Source organism: Pelagibacterium mangrovi (assembly GCF_036662815.1).
GTDB lineage: Bacteria > Pseudomonadota > Alphaproteobacteria > Rhizobiales > Devosiaceae > Pelagibacterium > Pelagibacterium mangrovi.
This window is the reverse complement of sequence record NZ_JBAFXA010000009.1, coordinates 170,314-186,306: the sequence shown is the minus strand read 5'-3', so window position 1 is coordinate 186,306 and position 15,993 is coordinate 170,314. Positions and strand designations below refer to the sequence as shown.

15 protein-coding genes are annotated in these 15,993 nt (G+C 64.0%); 6 read left to right on the top strand and 9 right to left on the bottom strand.

Annotated features, from left to right (window positions below; genetic code table 11):
* Nucleotides 1–31 precede the first annotated feature (31 nt).
* Entirely contained in the window at nt 32–2,521 is a 2,490-nt protein-coding gene (locus V4T21_RS16455) for a ligase-associated DNA damage response DEXH box helicase (protein WP_332718838.1), read from the top strand.
* Nucleotides 2,522–2,530: 9 nt separating this feature from the next.
* A complete protein-coding gene (gene pdeM / locus V4T21_RS16450) occupies nt 2,531–3,238 on the top strand; it encodes a ligase-associated DNA damage response endonuclease PdeM (RefSeq protein ID WP_332718836.1) in 708 nt (235 codons plus the stop codon).
* 1 nt (nt 3,239) lies between these two features.
* On the opposite strand, the gene V4T21_RS16445 is transcribed toward pdeM, so the two are convergent.
* From V4T21_RS16445 to V4T21_RS16435, 3 genes are all read right to left on the bottom strand, one after another.
* The gene (locus tag V4T21_RS16445) at nt 3,240–3,998 is read right to left on the bottom strand and encodes a TIGR02186 family protein (RefSeq protein WP_332718833.1); all 759 of its coding nucleotides are present in this window, start codon (nt 3,996–3,998) and stop codon (nt 3,240–3,242) included.
* The gene (locus V4T21_RS16440) at nt 3,995–4,927 is read right to left on the bottom strand and encodes a sulfite exporter TauE/SafE family protein (RefSeq protein WP_332718831.1); all 933 of its coding nucleotides are present in this window, start codon (nt 4,925–4,927) and stop codon (nt 3,995–3,997) included. Before V4T21_RS16440 ends, V4T21_RS16445 begins: the two co-directional genes overlap by 4 nt.
* An 83-nt stretch (nt 4,928–5,010) precedes the next feature.
* Complete coding sequence (locus tag V4T21_RS16435; protein ID WP_332718829.1) at nt 5,011–8,190, bottom strand: peptidoglycan-binding protein; 3,180 nt, start codon at nt 8,188–8,190, stop codon at nt 5,011–5,013.
* A 297-nt stretch (nt 8,191–8,487) separates the two neighbouring features.
* Here V4T21_RS16435 and V4T21_RS16430 point away from each other — a divergent pair, with 297 nt between their 5' ends.
* Both V4T21_RS16430 and V4T21_RS16425 read left to right on the top strand, forming a co-directional pair.
* Nucleotides 8,488–8,937 carry a MerR family transcriptional regulator gene (locus V4T21_RS16430; RefSeq protein WP_332718827.1) on the top strand — a complete coding sequence of 150 codons (450 nt, stop codon included), beginning with the start codon at nt 8,488–8,490 and terminating at the stop codon, nt 8,935–8,937.
* Between the two features lie 93 nt (nt 8,938–9,030).
* Entirely contained in the window at nt 9,031–9,693 is a 663-nt protein-coding gene (locus V4T21_RS16425; protein WP_332718825.1) for a response regulator, read from the top strand.
* A gap of 54 nt (nt 9,694–9,747) precedes the next feature.
* On the opposite strand, the gene V4T21_RS16420 is transcribed toward V4T21_RS16425, so the two are convergent.
* From V4T21_RS16420 to V4T21_RS16410, 3 genes are read right to left on the bottom strand one after another with little or no spacing between them, the layout of a single operon-like run.
* A complete protein-coding gene (locus tag V4T21_RS16420; RefSeq protein ID WP_332718823.1) occupies nt 9,748–10,089 on the bottom strand; it encodes a VOC family protein in 342 nt (113 codons plus the stop codon).
* The gene (locus V4T21_RS16415; RefSeq protein ID WP_332718821.1) at nt 10,086–10,730 is read right to left on the bottom strand and encodes a glutathione S-transferase family protein; all 645 of its coding nucleotides are present in this window, start codon (nt 10,728–10,730) and stop codon (nt 10,086–10,088) included. The genes V4T21_RS16420 and V4T21_RS16415 overlap by 4 nt, the downstream gene beginning before the upstream one ends.
* Before the next feature lie 3 nt (nt 10,731–10,733).
* On the bottom strand, nt 10,734–11,444 hold the full coding sequence (locus tag V4T21_RS16410; protein ID WP_332718819.1) for a DUF1428 domain-containing protein: 711 nt from the start codon (nt 11,442–11,444) through the stop codon (nt 10,734–10,736).
* 83 nt (nt 11,445–11,527) lie between these two features.
* Here V4T21_RS16410 and V4T21_RS16405 point away from each other — a divergent pair, with 83 nt between their 5' ends.
* Complete coding sequence (locus V4T21_RS16405; RefSeq protein WP_332718816.1) at nt 11,528–11,986, top strand: MarR family winged helix-turn-helix transcriptional regulator; 459 nt, start codon at nt 11,528–11,530, stop codon at nt 11,984–11,986.
* Between the two features lie 176 nt (nt 11,987–12,162).
* Here the strand turns inward: V4T21_RS16405 and V4T21_RS16400 are convergent, their stop codons facing one another.
* Together V4T21_RS16400 and mscL are read right to left on the bottom strand one after the other, a co-directional pair.
* Complete coding sequence (locus tag V4T21_RS16400; RefSeq protein ID WP_332718814.1) at nt 12,163–12,798, bottom strand: response regulator transcription factor; 636 nt, start codon at nt 12,796–12,798, stop codon at nt 12,163–12,165.
* Nucleotides 12,799–13,212: 414 nt separating this feature from the next.
* Nucleotides 13,213–13,641: a large conductance mechanosensitive channel protein MscL gene (gene mscL / locus V4T21_RS16395; protein ID WP_332718953.1), complete on the bottom strand. Its 429-nt coding sequence runs from the start codon at nt 13,639–13,641 to the stop codon at nt 13,213–13,215.
* Between the two features lie 150 nt (nt 13,642–13,791).
* On the opposite strand from mscL, the gene V4T21_RS16390 reads away from it, so the two are divergent.
* Entirely contained in the window at nt 13,792–15,402 is a 1,611-nt protein-coding gene (locus V4T21_RS16390; RefSeq protein WP_332718812.1) for a hybrid sensor histidine kinase/response regulator, read from the top strand.
* Here the strand turns inward: V4T21_RS16390 and V4T21_RS16385 are convergent.
* Nucleotides 15,397–15,993 (bottom strand): TetR/AcrR family transcriptional regulator, encoded by a 597-nt coding sequence (locus V4T21_RS16385; protein WP_332718810.1) that lies wholly within the window; start codon nt 15,991–15,993, stop codon nt 15,397–15,399. The two genes, V4T21_RS16390 and V4T21_RS16385, sit on opposite strands and share 6 nt — an antisense overlap.

Genomic DNA, 15,993 nt, shown 5'->3' with positions numbered 1-15,993 from the left:
GACAATGGCCAATTAAAGAGGGCGTACCGGCTTGAGCCAGCTTTCACCCATCGTTGAGGGCTGGTTCGCCGGCAAGGGCTGGCAGGCGCGGCCGCACCAATTGGCGGTGCTCGAGGCCGAGCGCGCCGGCAATTCGGTGCTGCTGATCGCGCCCACAGGGGCGGGCAAGACGCTGGCCGGTTTCCTGCCTTCGATCGAGGATTTGATCGCCGACCCGATGGACGGGCTCCATACGCTCTATATCTCGCCGCTCAAGGCGCTGGCGGTGGACGTCGCCCGCAACCTCGGCGATCCGGTGCGGGAAATGGGGTTGAAGATCAAGGTCGAGACCCGGACCGGCGACACCCCCGCCGCGCGCCGGCAGCGCCAGCGCTTCGCGCCGCCCCATATCCTGATGACGACGCCCGAGCAGCTCGCCCTGCTGCTCAGCCACCCCGACAGCGCGCGCGTGTTCGGGAGATTGCGGCGCATCGTGCTCGATGAATTGCACGCGCTGGTGACCTCCAAGCGTGGCGATCTGCTGAGCCTGGGCGTGGCGCGGCTGGCAAGGCTTTCCCCCCAGGTGAAGGTCACGGCGCTTTCAGCGACCGTGGCCCAGCCCGAGACCTTGCGGGATTGGATCGCGGCGCCGGTGGCGCCCAGGCCTGCGGTGCTGCTCAATGCGCCGGGGGGCGCGGCGCCCCAGCTTTCGATCCTCGCCAGCGAGGAGCGGCTGCCCTGGGCGGGGCACTCGGCGGCCTATGCGGTGCCCGACCTTTACGACACCATCAAGCAGCATGGCACGACGCTTTTGTTCGTCAACACCCGCAGCCAGGCCGAGATGCTGTTCCAGAACCTCTGGGCGATCAACGATGAAGGCCTGCCCATCGCGCTCCATCACGGTTCGCTTTCGGTGGAGCAGCGGCGCAAGGTGGAAAGTGCCATGGTGGCGGGGGTGCTGCGCGCCGTGGTCTGCACCTCGACGCTGGACCTGGGCATCGACTGGGGCGATGTCGATCTCGTGGTGCAGGTCGGCGCGCCCAAGGGCGCGTCGCGGATGCTCCAGCGCATCGGGCGCGCCAATCACCGGCTCGACGAACCGTCGAAAGCGCTGTTCGTGCCGGCCAACCGTTTTGAAGTGCTCGAATGTGAGGCGGCGCTGGAGGCGGTGAGGGAAGGGGCCCAGGACAGCGAGACGCCGCTGCCGGGCGGGCTGGACGTGCTCGCCCAGCACATCCTGGGGCTCGCCTGCGCCGACCCGCTCGATGCCGACGAGACTTATCGCGAGATCACTTCGGCCTGGCCTTATCGCGATTTGCCGCGCGAGAAATTCGATCGGGTGCTCGATTTCGTCTCGACCGGCGGCTATGCGCTGCGGGCCTATGAGCGGTTCGCCAAGCTGCGCAAGACGCCTGACGGGCTGTGGCGCATCGCCAATCCGCAGATCGCGCAGCAATATCGGCTCAATGTTGGCACCATCGTGGAAGAACCCATGCTCAAGGTGCGGCTGGTCCGGGCCCGGGGGGTGCGCAAGGGGGCGACCACCGGGCCCATCGGGCGCGGGGGGAGGGTGCTGGGCGAGATCGAAGAATATTTCATCGATCAGTTGGTGCGCGGCGATACGTTCATGTTCGGCGGGGAGGTCGTGGCGTTCGAAGGGGTGGTGGAAACCGAGGCCTATGTCTCGCGCGCCTTTTCGGACAATCCCAAGATCCCGTCCTATATGGGCGGCAAGTTTCCGCTTTCGACATTTCTCGCCGAGCGCGTGCGCGCCATCCTCGCCAATCCCGAGGATTGGCGGGTGCTGCCCGATCAGGTGCGCGAATGGCTGGATTTGCAGAACTACGCCTCGGTGCTTCCCGACAGCGACAGCCTGCTGGTCGAAACCTTCCCGCGCGCCGACAAGCATTACATGGTCTGCTACCCCTTCGAGGGGCGGCTGGCGCATCAGACGCTGGGCATGCTGCTGACCCGCCGGCTCGAAAGGGCGCGCGCCCAGCCGCTGGGGTTCGTGGCGTCCGATTATGCGCTGGCCATCTGGTGCGCTTCCGATCTGGGCGCGCTGATCGCCACCGACCGGCTTTCGCTCGACAGATTGTTCGACGAGGACATGCTGGGCGACGATCTGGAAGCATGGCTCGATGAATCGGCGTTGATGAAGCGCACGTTCCGCAATTGCGCCATCATCGCCGGGCTGATCGAGCGCCGGCATCCGGGAAAGGAAAAGTCGGGTCGCCAGATTACCGTGAGTTCGGACATCATTTATGATGTGCTTTATCAGCATGAGCCGGATCATATCCTGATCGAGGCGACACGGCGGGACGCGGCGCGGGGGCTGCTCGATATCGAGCGGCTGGGGGTGGCGCTCAAGCGCATCAGGCGGCACATCCGTCACAAGCGGCTGGACCGAATCTCGCCTCTTGCGGTACCTGTGATGCTCGACATCGGCAAGGAGCCGATCTTCGGGGAAGCCCGCGAGGCGGTTCTTCGGGAAGCGGCGGAAGACCTGATTGCCGAGGCGATCGGCTATCCGGTCCAATAAGGAAGCATCTTGGCCCAGGCGCAGCCCCGTGAGGGGATGGAAACATCATTAACGATCGGCTTTGCGGGGGAAGTGTTTCTCCCGCTGCCGTCGGGTGCGCTCTATTGGCCGGAGGTCGAGGCGTTGCTGGTGGCCGATCTCCATCTCGAAAAACTTTCGAGCTATGCCCGCTCGGGCCAGTTGCTGCCGCCTTACGATACGGGGATGACGCTGTCGCGCCTCGAACGCGACATTGCCCTGACGGGCGCGCGGCGGGTCTTTGCGCTGGGAGACAGCTTCCATCGCGACGAAGGCACGACGACGCTTTTGGCCAGGGACCGCGCGAGGCTGGATCGGCTGGTCGGCGAGGTGGAATGGGTTTGGGTGGCCGGCAATCACGATCCGGCGCCCCATGCGCTGGGCGGGGTGTGCTGCAGCGAGATGGCCATCTCGGGATGCCGGATGCGCCACGAGCCGATGCGGGGGATTTCGGGCCTTGTCGCGGGGCATCTGCATCCGGCGGCGCGTGTGGCGATGAACGGGAAATCCTCGCGCCGACCCTGCTTTGCCTGGGACGATCATCTGATGATCCTGCCGGCCTATGGGGCGTCGACTGGCAGTCTCAACGTGTTGTCGCCGGCGTTTTCGGGCCTTTTCGAGCGTAGCCGGCTTCAGGTGATGATGCTTGGGCGGGAACGGGTCTATCCGGTTTCGACCCAGCGTCTGGTGGCCGGTTAGATCAGCGCCGGAAGAGGACGCCGCCGAGCCAGCCCGTGACGAGGGCGAGGGCGACGCAGGCGAGGCCGTAAAGCAGCGGCTGATCGATGGCCGCTTCGCCCAGGAAACGCTCGAACCCCGATTTCTGCACGAAAAAGCGCTGCGCGCGTTCAGCAACGATTTCCCCGTCCTGAACCAGCAGCGCCTGGGCCAGGAAAATGCCGTTCGGCACGTTGGCGGGAAGAACGACGCGGGTCGAAAAAAAGGTTGGGGAGAGGAAGGCGACGCCGCGCTCGTCGGTGCTGAACAGGCCCGAATTGGTCATCAGCCTAACGAGTTCGACTTCGAACAATTCGACATTGCCGCTGGTCTCGGTCAGTGCCAGTTCGGCCTGCGCCATTGCCGTGAGATTGCGTTCGGCGATGGTCTCGGGAGGAAGAATGGACGCGATAGGGCCGCTGGAAAGCACGCGATAGAACGAGGGTAGGCCGGTGAACAGCGCATGATCGGCATTGAGCATGACGCCGAACTGACGCTCCTTGCGCCGCACGACACGCTCTTCGACCGGACCGCGGACGACGAAGATCACATTGTAGGAGCCTTGCGGCATGGTGCCGTCCACGCTCGGTTCGATATTGCCGAACAGCGTTATGGTTTCGCCGGAGAAATTCGAATGAATCGAGATCGTCGGGTCGGAGGTGCCGAAGATGAGGCTCTGCGCGTGAGCGGCGCCGCAACCGGCCATGATGGCGAAAATCGCTATGAGGAGGCGCGCCGTCATAGCGTCTCCCCGAAGCTCAGGACGGCGGTCGAAAAGGGATCGGCGGGGGCGAGCAGCAGCGAGAGCCCGAAGCGGATGGCAACGCCGAGCACGATCAGCGCCAGAAGGAAGCGCAACTGATCGCCGCGCAGATATTGGCCCGCCGAAGCGCCGAACTGGGCGCCGGCGACGCTGCCCACCATGAGGCAGAAGGCGAGCACGATATCGACGCTCTGGCTCTGGACGGCGTGCAGCACGCAGGTGGCGGCCATGACCGCGAGAACGTGGAGCAGCGAGGTGCCGATGACGACCGAACCGGGGATGCGCAGCAGGTAAACCAGCGCCGGCACGAGAATGAACCCGCCGCCGATGCCCAGGAGCGAACCGACGATGCCGATGAAAAAGCCGATGCCGATCACCGGGATAACGGAGATGTAGAGTTTGGAGCGCTTGAACCGGAAGCGCAGGGGCAATCCGTGGGCCCAATTGTGCTGGCCGGGCATGTGGCGCGGGGGCGGGCCGGCCTTGCGGGACCGGATGAGCGAACGGACCGCCTCCATCAGCATCATCGTGCCGATCGAGCCCAGGAAAATGAGATAACCAAAGGAAATGGCGAGGTCGAGTTGCCCGAAGCTGCGCAGGATCGAGAATATCCAGACCCCGATTCCCGCCCCGAACACGCCGCCCAGAACCAGGAACATCGCAAGCGTGAGATCGATGCCGCCACGCCGCCAATAAGAGAGGGAACCCGAGGTGGAGGCCGCGACCACCTGCCCGGTGACCGAGGCGACGGCAACGGGCGCCGGGACGCCGGAAAAGATCAGCAATGGGGTGAGAAGAAAGCCGCCGCCGACCCCGAACAGCCCCGAAAGGAAACCGATGGCTGCCCCGATCCCGACAAGGAAAAAGAGGTTCACCGACATTTCCGCAATGGGCAAATAGATCAGCACGGTTGGGCCCAGTCGTAGGCAGGTGTCACAGGGCGCCGATCATGGCGCCCCATGGCAATAACGTTACGCGCCGGCCCGAGAGATCAGACCGGTTGGCTACCCAGGACAGCGAGCAGCCGGGGATTGATGGCACCACTTTCAGTCATCCCCGTGGCACGCTCGAATTCGGCAATGGCCTCACGCGTTTTGGGACCGGAAATTCCGTCAGGGGTTCCAATGTCATAGCCCAGTTTGCCAAGGAGCAACTGCACGCGCAAGATCACATCCTGATTGGCGATGGCGGGGCCGGGATCGAATGTTTCGTCCCAGGTGCCGATCGGCGCGAAATTGGCTGCCAGATCGATTTCGGCCGGCACCCAGGTCTCGATCCGATTGTCGAGCCGCTGGATGGTTTCCGCTTCGAGCGAACGCGCCACATCGTCGCGCGATGTCGCCGCATCCTGATCGCCCGAACGGGCGGCAAGCGAGAACCAGATGTAGGATTGTTCGAAATCCTGCTCGACCCCAAGCCCGCGTGCGTGAAGCATGCCCAGATTGAACTGGCTGTCGGTCAGCCCGCGCGCGGCGGCCTGCTCGAACCAATGGGCGGCGGCCTCGAAATCCTGGGCGTCGAGCTCGCCTCCCGCATAGAGCGAGGCGAGGTTGTGCATGGACATGCGGTTGCCGGCTTCGGCGGCGCGCTGATACCAGAGGCGCGCCATTTCCAGATCGCGTTCCACCCCGCGTCCGCCTTCATAAAGGCTGCCGAGCCGATATTGGGCCGGCGCGAACCCCTGAGCGGCCGAGCGCTCATACCAGGCGGCGGCCTGGGCGAAATCCTGTTCGACCAGCGTGCCTTCGCTCAGAATGGCGCCGACTTCGAACTGGGCGAAACGGTCGCCCGCTTCGGCGGAGAGCTTCAATTCGAGCGGCTCGATCCCCTCGGGCACCGTGGCCTCGGGCAGATCGAGCGCGGCGGCGGTATCGATAGGCGCGTCGACGGCCGCATAGCCGGCGGCGGTTCCGATAGCGGCGGTCTGGATCGGGTCGACCGTCGGGGACGAGGCAAAGGCGCTGCCATCGACCCGCGCCGCCGTCAATCGGGGCTGCTGCTCGATGAGCCGGACATTGGAGACGAGATCGCCGGTGTCGTTCGCATCGTCGGAACTGTCGGCCGAGACCTCGATATCGGGTTCGGCGATTTCAGGCTCGTCGGCCATGCCGATTTCAGATGCCGAGGTTTCCGTAGGCGCGGGAGCCTGCGCGCTTTCGACGGCTGTCGGGCGCGCGGGCAGCAAGCGACCGGCGACCAGCGGCACGGCCATGGCGATCACGACGACGAGTGCCGTGCCCAACAGCAGGGCGCGGCGGTTGCGAGCAAAAAAGCTCGGGGTTTCGGAGGTATCCTCGCCTTCCTCGAAACGCGGTTCGGCATCGGGCTCGGGGCTGGGGGCGTCCGATACGAGAGACTCGGTATTTTCGACCGCCTCGGCCTCGCTGCGCTGGAAACGCGCCAGGGCGCGGCCGATCAGGGACCGGGGCTCTTCCTCGTTTTCGGTTTCCGGCTGACGGGCCGAGCGGCGCGCGGCCTCGATGAAGCTGGCCCGCGTGGTGGCGGGAATGCCCAGGGTCGGTTCGGGTTTGGCCGGCTCGGGAGTGGTGGTGGCAAACGGGCTGCGCTCAGTATTGAGGCTCGATTGCGGTTTGGCCGGCCGATCGATCGATTCAGGATCGATGGAGAAAGGCTTGGCTTCGGCCGCTTCGACCTGCTTGTCGAGAAGTGTTTCCTCGACCTCGGGTTCGGCGGGGACCGGTTCGGGGATAGTGCGGGTTTGGCCAGTCGTCGGGTCGAGCGGCATCGCGTCGTCGGGCTTGCGGCGCGGGCGGGCCGGAGCAGCGGCGAGGGTGGTCGCGACACTGCTCGATGCCGGCTTGCTGTTGAGCATGGCTTCGAGGCGCGCAATTCGGCTATCGACCTGGGCGATGGAACTGCGCATTCCGGCCAGATTGGCGGGTTCGGCCTGCGTTTCGCCCGAACGGGCGAACAAGGCGGCCAAACGCTGCTCGAGGGCGTCGAGGTCGGCCTTTTCGACGCCATCCGCATTGGTCGGGGCGGGAGCGTGGCTTACGCTTTTTTCGGCAATGAGGTCGGCCAGGGCCTGCAAATCGAGAGGGGCGGGCGCCGCCGGCGGCTCCATTGCCGCCATGACCTTCAATTGGGTGCTGGTTTCGTCCACGCGCCGGGCGATCTGGCGGAGCTGGGCCTCGACGGGCTCGATCGATACGGGGGAATTTGCGGCGCTCAGCCCCTCGATACGGTCTTCGATCTGGGCAAAGCGCGGCTCGATGGTTTCGACGATAACGCCGCGAAGCGCCGAAACGCTCTCGGCGAGAAGGGCGGCGTCGTCGCGCGACGGCGCTTCGATCATGGCGATGCGATCGCCCAGCGCGTCGATGCGGACCAGAAGGGCTTCGGGCTCGGACTTCTGGCTGACCGCTTCGGTCAGCGCGGCCATATCGCGGCTCAGCCGATCGATATCGGCCGAAGATTGGGTCTGGGTCTCGAGCGCATCGATACGGTCGTAGATATTGCGTACGCTCTGCTCGATCATCGCCATGGTCTGGTTCTGGCGATCCTCGGACCGGGCGACCTGCTGGGCGTTTTGACCGCTGGTCTCGATCTGATGGGCGAGCAGCTTTTCGACGGTGGAGGTCAACTCCTCGACACGCTCCGCCGTGGCGTCGTGCCCATTCGAGCGCTCGGCGACGACCATTTCGGCCAGATTGCCGATCTGGGCCTCGATGCGGGCGATCTGTCCGGTTTCTCCGACGGCGCCGGCGAGAAGTTCGATGACTTCGCTCAACTGCGCGATCTGGCCGGAGATGTCCTTGTCGCCGCCCAGGGCTTCGATCTGTTCGGCGATGCGGGATTCGAAGCGGCCGATCCGTTCGCCCATCGCGTCGAGCGCTTGCGCGAACCCGGCGAGTTCCGATTTTGACGCGGCGGCCGGGGCGGTGGCGATGGGACGAGCGGCGCCGGTCTGGCGGGCGCGGATCTGGTTGATGGCATCCACGACGCTCTCGCGCATCACCGGGCGATCATCGGAATTGCGATCGGCCAGTCGGCTCACGGCCTGGCGCACGCTGCGCAGCGCTTCGGAATGGCGGTCGGTGGGCAATGGCGTTGGGATCGGGGACGCCGGCTCATGGCGAACCCGCGTGGACTGAACCGATGCCACCTGATCCTCGACCTGATCGAGCAAGGCCACCAATTCGTTTCGCAAGCTCTCCCACTCGGCACCGTTCGACCTGCGGGGACCGGATTGCGGCTCGGGCCAGTCATGATGAGGATTCGTTCGCGCCATTGTGCTTCCCGACGGACTGTTTGACCGCGCGTGATCGGCGCACCGGCCCAGCGACAGAATCGCCTAGGGTGACTGTCGGCAATTTATGGTAAACATCACGTTAACCGAGCTTGCATTCCGCATTGATTGCATTGGTATTTTTGCGCATGGATTGCACTTGGTCACCGATCGTGGTGATGTTCGAACCCTAACGCCTATCAGCAAAATGACGCCGAGATGACTGGACCTGCACGCAAGGACCGCGCTGCGCGCCGAAGCGACGGGCCGGCGATCTACACGATCGCCGAGCTGGCCGACGCCTTTTCGATAACGCACCGCACCCTGCGCTTTTACGAAGACAAGGGCATGCTGCGCCCCCGAAGGGTGGGCAGCAAACGCCTCTATACCAACCGCGACCGCCTGCGTTTGCGCATCATCCTCGATGGCAAGCAGGTGGGGCTGACGCTGCGCGAAATTCAGGAATATCTCGACACCTACGATCTGCGCGACGGGTCCTATGACCATCTGCGCCGCGCGCTCGACAAGGTGCATCACCAGCGCCACCTGCTTCAGCAGCGCCGGTCGGCCATCGAGAAATCGCTGGCCGAGCTCGGCCGGGTCGAAGAGATCATCGAGGGCATGCTCGCCGAGCCGCAGGACCCGGACGGGCATGGCGACAAAATATGACCCTTTGGTCGTAATGGATCGGAAATGCTTGATTGATCGGCCAATCTTCGCTTTATCGTCGGTAACGATCCGCCCGGCGAGGAACCGCGCCCCATGAGCCATCGCATCATCATCGTCGACGACCACCCCCTGTTCCGCTCGGCATTGCGGCAGACGCTGGAAGGCGAGGGGGCCGATACGGCGTTCGAGGAAGCCGGCGATATCGAGGGCTTGAGCGCGGCACTGGAGGCCAATCGCGATTGCGACCTGGTGCTGCTCGATCTCAACATGCCGGGCGTGAGGGGATTCTCCGGGCTATTGCTGCTGCGCGCCCAGTTTCCCGAAATTCCCGTGATGATCGTTTCGGCCGTCGAGGACACTTCGATCATCCGGCGGTGTTTCGAGCTGGGGGCGTCGGGGTTTCTCTCGAAATCGGAAAGCGCGGCGCGCATCCGGCAGTCGATCGAGACCATACTGGGCGGTGGGCTCTGGGTTCCCGAGGGTGTCTCGCTCGACGATCAGGACGAGCAGACCGAGGTGCTTGCCCGGCTTGCGACGCTCACACCCCAGCAGATCCGCGTGCTGATGATGCTCTCGGACGGGCTGATGAACAAGCAGATCGCCTATGAGCTTTCGATCTCGGAAGCCACGGTCAAGGCGCACGTCTCGGCCATTCTGCAAAAGCTCAACGTCGACAGCCGCACGCAGGCGGTTATCGCCGCCTCCAAGATCGAGCAGGGGCAGTTCGCGCAATTGTTCGAGGACGCGCAGGCTTAGGCATTTCCGCGTTTCCGAACCGCAAAAGTGGTATCCACTTTTGCTGGAAACGCTCTAACTTCGGGGCGGCTCGGCGAGCGTGATCTGATTGCCTTCGGGATCGTAGATCTGAGCGATCTTTCCGAAATCCCCTTCGATGTCGGCCTCAAGTTCCAGCCCGCGCGAGGCGAGTTGGGCGCGGGTGTCGGCCATGTCGGGGGTGACGATGGTCATCCGGCTCCGGCCCGCCTTTTCTGCGGCGCGGAACAATTGGATGCCGAAGTAGTTCTGCCGCCATTGGATCAGCCCATCCATGGGCCGGTCGTCGGGGGCACGCCCCAGGAGCTTGGTGTAGAACGCCTCGCCCTTGTCCATATCCGCGACGTTGGCGACGGCGAAAAGACCCTGGATTTTCATGTCGGTTGTTTCTCCCTTTTGGTGTCACCGGCCGCGAAGTGGGCCATCTGGCCGTCATAGGCCCGTTTGAACGCCGGCCGGGCGCAGGCGCGGTCCACATAGGCCCCAAGCGCGGGAAAACCGTCGAGGACACCCAGCTTCTTGGGCATGCGCAGCACGTCGGCCATCATGATATCGGCAACCGAAAACCCCGATTGGGCGAGCCATTGCCGCGTGCCGAGCAGCGGTTCGAGGTGTTCGAACCGGCTGTTCATCCACCCGCCCAGCCCATTGTCCGGATCGCCGGAAATTCTCAGGAACCACCAGGGGACGGTAACCATCTCGACCGAGTTGAGGGCCGCGAACAGCCATTGGATAACGTCGGCCTCGCCCTCGGGATCGCGGGGCAGGAGGGTGGGGCTTTTCCGGCCCAGGTAGAACAGGCAGGCGCCGCTCTCAAAGAGTGTCACATCGCCGTCCTGGAGAAACGGCACCTGCCCGAAGGGTTGGCGTGCGAGATGGTCGGGGCCGCGATCCTCGAACGGAACGGTCCGGACTTTATAGTCGAGGCCGGCTTCTTCGAGCGCCCAGCGCAGCCGGACGTCGCGGACATGGCCGCGCGGCCCCTGCGGCACCCAGTCGTAAGTCCAGACGACAAGCATTCGTCACGCGTCCAGAAGGGGTTTGAAACCACCGAAAATGCGCCGGCCTTCATCGATGTCGGGAGCATCCTCGCCGTTCATGCGCGGATCTTCCATCAATTTAGGCCAGGCCGCGTCGCGGATCGCCTTGGACGGCCATTCGATCCAGCCGAACACCACGGTTTCGTCAGGCTCGGCGGCGACGGCCCTTTTGAAATCGGTGACCTTGCCGTCGGGCACCATCACGCCCCACGCATCGACGCTGCGCACCGCGCCGTGTTCGATGAACAGCTTGGACATTTCCTCGGCATAGGCCTTGTAGGACTCTCGCGCTTGGCTTGGCACCGCGATCACCGAACCTTCGAGATAGCGGGTTTCGCCCCGGCCCTGATGGTCCGAAAGGGCTTCGAAACCCCCATAGATCATTCGCGCTCCGTCGAAGGGCATTTCCATATTGGCCATGTCCGGATCGTTCATCATCTTTTCGTTGGCCGCATCCGCCGCCGCCTTGTCGGGATAAATCTGGAAGGAATAGACGATCACTTCGTCGTCCTTGGCGGCCACCGCGCGGTAGAAATCGGTCTTTTCGCCCCTGGGCACGTCATCGCCCCAGGCCTCGACGATGCGGGTCACGCCCAGCTTCTTGAAATAGTCGACGGAATCCTCGGAAAATTTCGCGTAGGCATCCTTGTTTGCGGCCGGAACGGCGGCGACAAAACCCATCACATAGGTCATGGCAAACTCCCTTTTGATGATGGCCCGCACCCTCGCCGCGGTGCCAAAGTTGACAGTTGAGTTGATATCAACATAATTGTGACATGTCAAAGGCGCCCGATTCCATTTCCTATTCCACAACCCTCCACGTTCGCGATACGTGCCTGTGCCTTGCCGCACAGCGGGCGGCGCGGGCCCTGGCGCGGCGGTTCGACGAGGCGTTGCGCCCGCTCGACCTCACAAATGGGCAGTTTTCCCTGCTCATGGCCCTCAACCGGCCCGAGCCGCCCAAGATCGGGACGGTGGCCGAGCTTCTGGCCATGGATCGTACCACGCTCACGGCGGCCATCAAGCCGCTTGAGCGGCGGGGGCTTGTTACGCTGGGCGTCGATCCGTCCGACCGGCGCAGCCGCCGCCTGTCGCTGACGACGAATGGACACGAGCTTCTGACGCTGGCCTTCCCGATCTGGATGGCCAGCCATGCCGCGCTCGACGATGCGCTTGAAGATGCCGGCGCACCCTTGCGCGCCAGCCAGCTCGAGCCCTTGGCGAGACTCGCCTGATCAGAGCGATCGCACTCCGGGGCCAATCGCCGTGGATGGGCTGCTGCTGGACCCCGGGAATAAATCCCGGGGTGACAGGGGTGGGTGAGGGCATGATGGTTGCCTATACCTCAGACCGTCATTCCGGCAGTGAGAAGCGAACCGCAAAAGTGGTATCCGCTTTTGCGGGAAATGCCCTAGCTGGTCAGGACGATGCGGATGAGGTCCGCCGTGTTCCGCGCGCCCAGCTTTTCCATCACCCGGGCCCGGTGCACCTCGATGGTGCGCGGGGAGATGCCCAGTTCGCGGCCCGCCTCCTTGTTGGATTGACCATTGGTGATCAATTGCAGCACCTCGCGTTCGCGCGGGGTCAGTTGGGCGAAACCGCGCACTTCCACCTCCTGCTGTCCGTCGCGGCTGGCCTTGACATGCACGTCCCGGCGCAGGGTATCGCGCACTGCGCGCACGAAGCGCTCAGAATCCACCGGCTTGACGAAAACATCGCTGGCGCCCGAGCGCATCGCGTCCACGGTGCCATCGATATCGGGCTGATCGGCCAGCATGAACACCGGAATGCCGGCGCGCATGTCCTTGATGCGCCGCAGCGCCGGCAGCATGTTCTCGCCGTCGAGATCGAAATTGAGGATCACCACATCGGGGCGGCGCTGCCCGAACCGGGCAATGAAATCGTCGCTGTTGCGCGAGATCACGGTCTGGAACCCCTCGAGCCGAAACAATACGTCCAGCGCCTGGCAAGTCGGCTCGTGGCTATCCACGATGTGGACCAGCCGATCGCGATTGAGAAACGGGCGATAGGAAATTTCGGTGTTCATGGTCTTCTCCAGTCCTTTGCGAGACCCCCGCCGCGACATGGATATGAGCGGTTCAGTCCCCTCCGATTGCATTGCCAGCAAAACCCCGGATTGCTCCGGCTTGTGCGATCACTGCGCCAGGCCGTTTTCCCAATTCCGCCCGACCGCCATCGTCCGCTTCCGGTGAGCCAACCGGAAGAGGGCACCAAGCGACTGCCAAGCGAATTGGGGAACTTACCCCGCAACTCTACGATGAATCGCGCACGAATTTTGCGATGGGTAGCCGAGCCCGCCGATTGGCTTAACCCTTAGTCTCAACTACGTAGAAATAGGAATAACGTCATATCATCGCTGGCGCAATAGGAATAACTACGTATTTTAGGAAAGCGATCGGCGGGAAGGCTCATCGACTATCGACGAGCCTTCCCCGGAGGTTCAGGCTCGAGTTTTGAGGATGTCGCGGATTTCGGTGAGCAGCACTTCCTCACGCGCGGGAGCGGGCGGGACTTCAGGCTCGGCGGCCTTTTCACGCCGCAGCATGTTGATGCCCTTGACCAGCATGAACAGCGCGAAGGCCACGATGATGAACTTTACCAGCGCATTGATGAACAGGCCGATATTGAGGGTTGCAACCCCGGCGGCCTGAGCGGCGGCCAGCGAAGGGACGGCCACGCTGTCGGGATTGGAGAGCACGACGAAAAGGTTGGAGAAATCGATGCCCCCCAGCACCAGCCCGATCACGGGCATGAAAATGTCGTCGACCAATGAGGAGACGATCGTTCCGAACGCTCCGCCGATAATGATACCCACGGCCATGTCGACCATGTTGCCTTTGACGGCAAATTCCTTGAATTCCTGCACCAATGACATCTGCGTCATCTCCTGTCGCTTGCGCCGCGCCCGGGGCGGCTTTGGGAAGCTAGCGCCGATTCCGCGTACTTGTCCATTGGGATGGCTTGACATTTCCCGCCCCGAGGCGCCACGAGAGAGGCTCGAATCGACAAGGACGATGATATGGCCGACCGCGCGATCTTTGCGAACGGCACCGTCGATTCCGGCCTTGCCGGAGCCATCGACCACTTGCCCTATGGCATCGCGGTCTTCGACGAGAACCTGTTCCTCGTCGTTTCCAACGCGACCTACAGCGCCGGGCTGGGCCTGCCGCAATCGCTGGTTGAAGCCAACACGCCCCTGGACGATATCCTGCTGTTCATGGCGCGCCGGGGCGATCTGGGGCCGGGAACGCCGCAGGTGGTCGCCGATCAACGCCGCAGGCTCATTACCTCCGAGCCCATGACGCTGACCCAGCGCACCAACATGGCGGGACGCCAGCTCGAGATACACACTTCGCTCAGGCCCGGCGGCGGGCTGGTCATTTCCTTTTCCGACGTCACCGACCGCGTGCGCGCCGAAGCTGCGCTCGAACAGGTCAACCATACGCTCGAGGAACGCGTGAAGGACCGCACGCGCGCGCTCACCCTGCTCAATGCCGAGCTCGAAAAGGCCCGCGCCAAGGCCGACGAAGCCAATCACGAAAAAACCCGGTTCCTCGCCGCCGCCAGCCACGATCTGCTGCAACCTCTCAACGCGGCCCGGCTCTACACCTCGACCCTCTACGACCGCACGCGCGGCACACCCACCGCCGAGCTTGCCGCCTCCATCGATGCGTCCCTCAACGCCGTCGAAGACATCATGTCCACCCTGCTCGATATTTCGCGTATGGATTCAGGGGCGCTCAAGGTCACGCGCACCAATATCGACATCTTCGACCTGCTCAAGAAAATCGAGATCGAATTCCAGCCGCTGGCGAGCGAAAAGGACATCGAACTGCGCGTCATCGGTGCGTCGCTCATCGTGCGCTCGGACCGCATGCTTCTGGCGCGCGTCATCCAGAACCTGGTTTCCAACGCCATTAAATACACCCGGCCCGGCGGGCGGGTATTGGTAGGCTGCAGGCGGCGCGGGGAGACGGTGCGGGTCGATGTCATCGATACGGGGATCGGGATCGACCGGCATCAGCATCAACTGATCTTCACCGAATTCTCGCGCCTGGAGCAGGGCGCGCGTATCGCCCCCGGATTGGGGCTCGGCCTGTCGATCGTCCAGCGCATCCTGGCCGCTCTCGATCACCCCATGAAGATCGAGAGCCTGGTGGGCAAGGGGTCGCGCTTTTCGGTGACCGTGCCGCTCATCGCCGGCAAAAGCCTTCCGCAGACCCCGGTCGAAACGCCCGTCCGCGCCACCGCCCAGTTCGATGGCCTGCATGTGCTGTGCGTGGACAATGAGCGCTCCATCCTCGACGCCATGTCCTCGCTGCTGGAAAACTGGGGCTGCGATATCCGTACGGCGACCTCGCTCAAGGAGATCGCCCAATTGGGGATGCTGGAAGGATGGGTGCCCGATCTGGTGCTCATGGATTATCACCTCGACCAGACCTCCGGGCTCGATGCCATCGAATGGCTCAAGCAGATCGTGGGCGGTCATCTGCCGACGATTTTGGTGACCGCCGACCGCACGCCCGCCGTGCGGCAACTGGCCGAAACGCGCGGAACCGCAGTGCTCAATAAGCCCGTCAAGCCCGCCGCGCTTCGGGCGCTGCTGACCCAGATGAGCCGGACGCTATGAGCCAGCGGCCAGCCCGTTGAAAAGCTGCGCCAGAACCTCTTCCCACGCCTTGCGATCTCCCCCCGCTTCGATATCGAGCGCCGCGCTGTCGTAGGCGGCCGAAATCATCCGTGTCAGCGGGTCGAGCGGCAGCGGCGGCAAGGCGCCGGATTCGATCGCGAACGATAGCCCCTCATGCAATGTCCGCGCGCTGTGGCACATGTCGATCGCTTCGGCCTGGGCGTGCCCCAGAACGGCAGGCGCATCGAGCAGCAAGAGGCGCGTGCGGCCGGGCATTTGCATGGCGTCGAGATAGGCCCGCCCGCCATTGAGCAGCGCCTCGGCCGCCGAGGTGCCCTGGGGGGAGGATTGCTCGATCTCCCGCGCCACGGCAGCGGCCTCGGCGTCGACGACGGCGGCAAACAGAGCCTGCTTGTCGGCGAAGTGATGGTAGAGCGCGCCGCGCGTGACCCCGGCCCGCGCGACGATCTCGGGCGTGCCGATTTCGCCATAGGTCCGTTCGATGAACAGCGCCCGTCCGGCCTCGAGAAGCGCGGTTCGCGTCGCCTCGGAACGGTCCTTGTTGGAGCGGCGCGTGGATTCTTGTTGCAT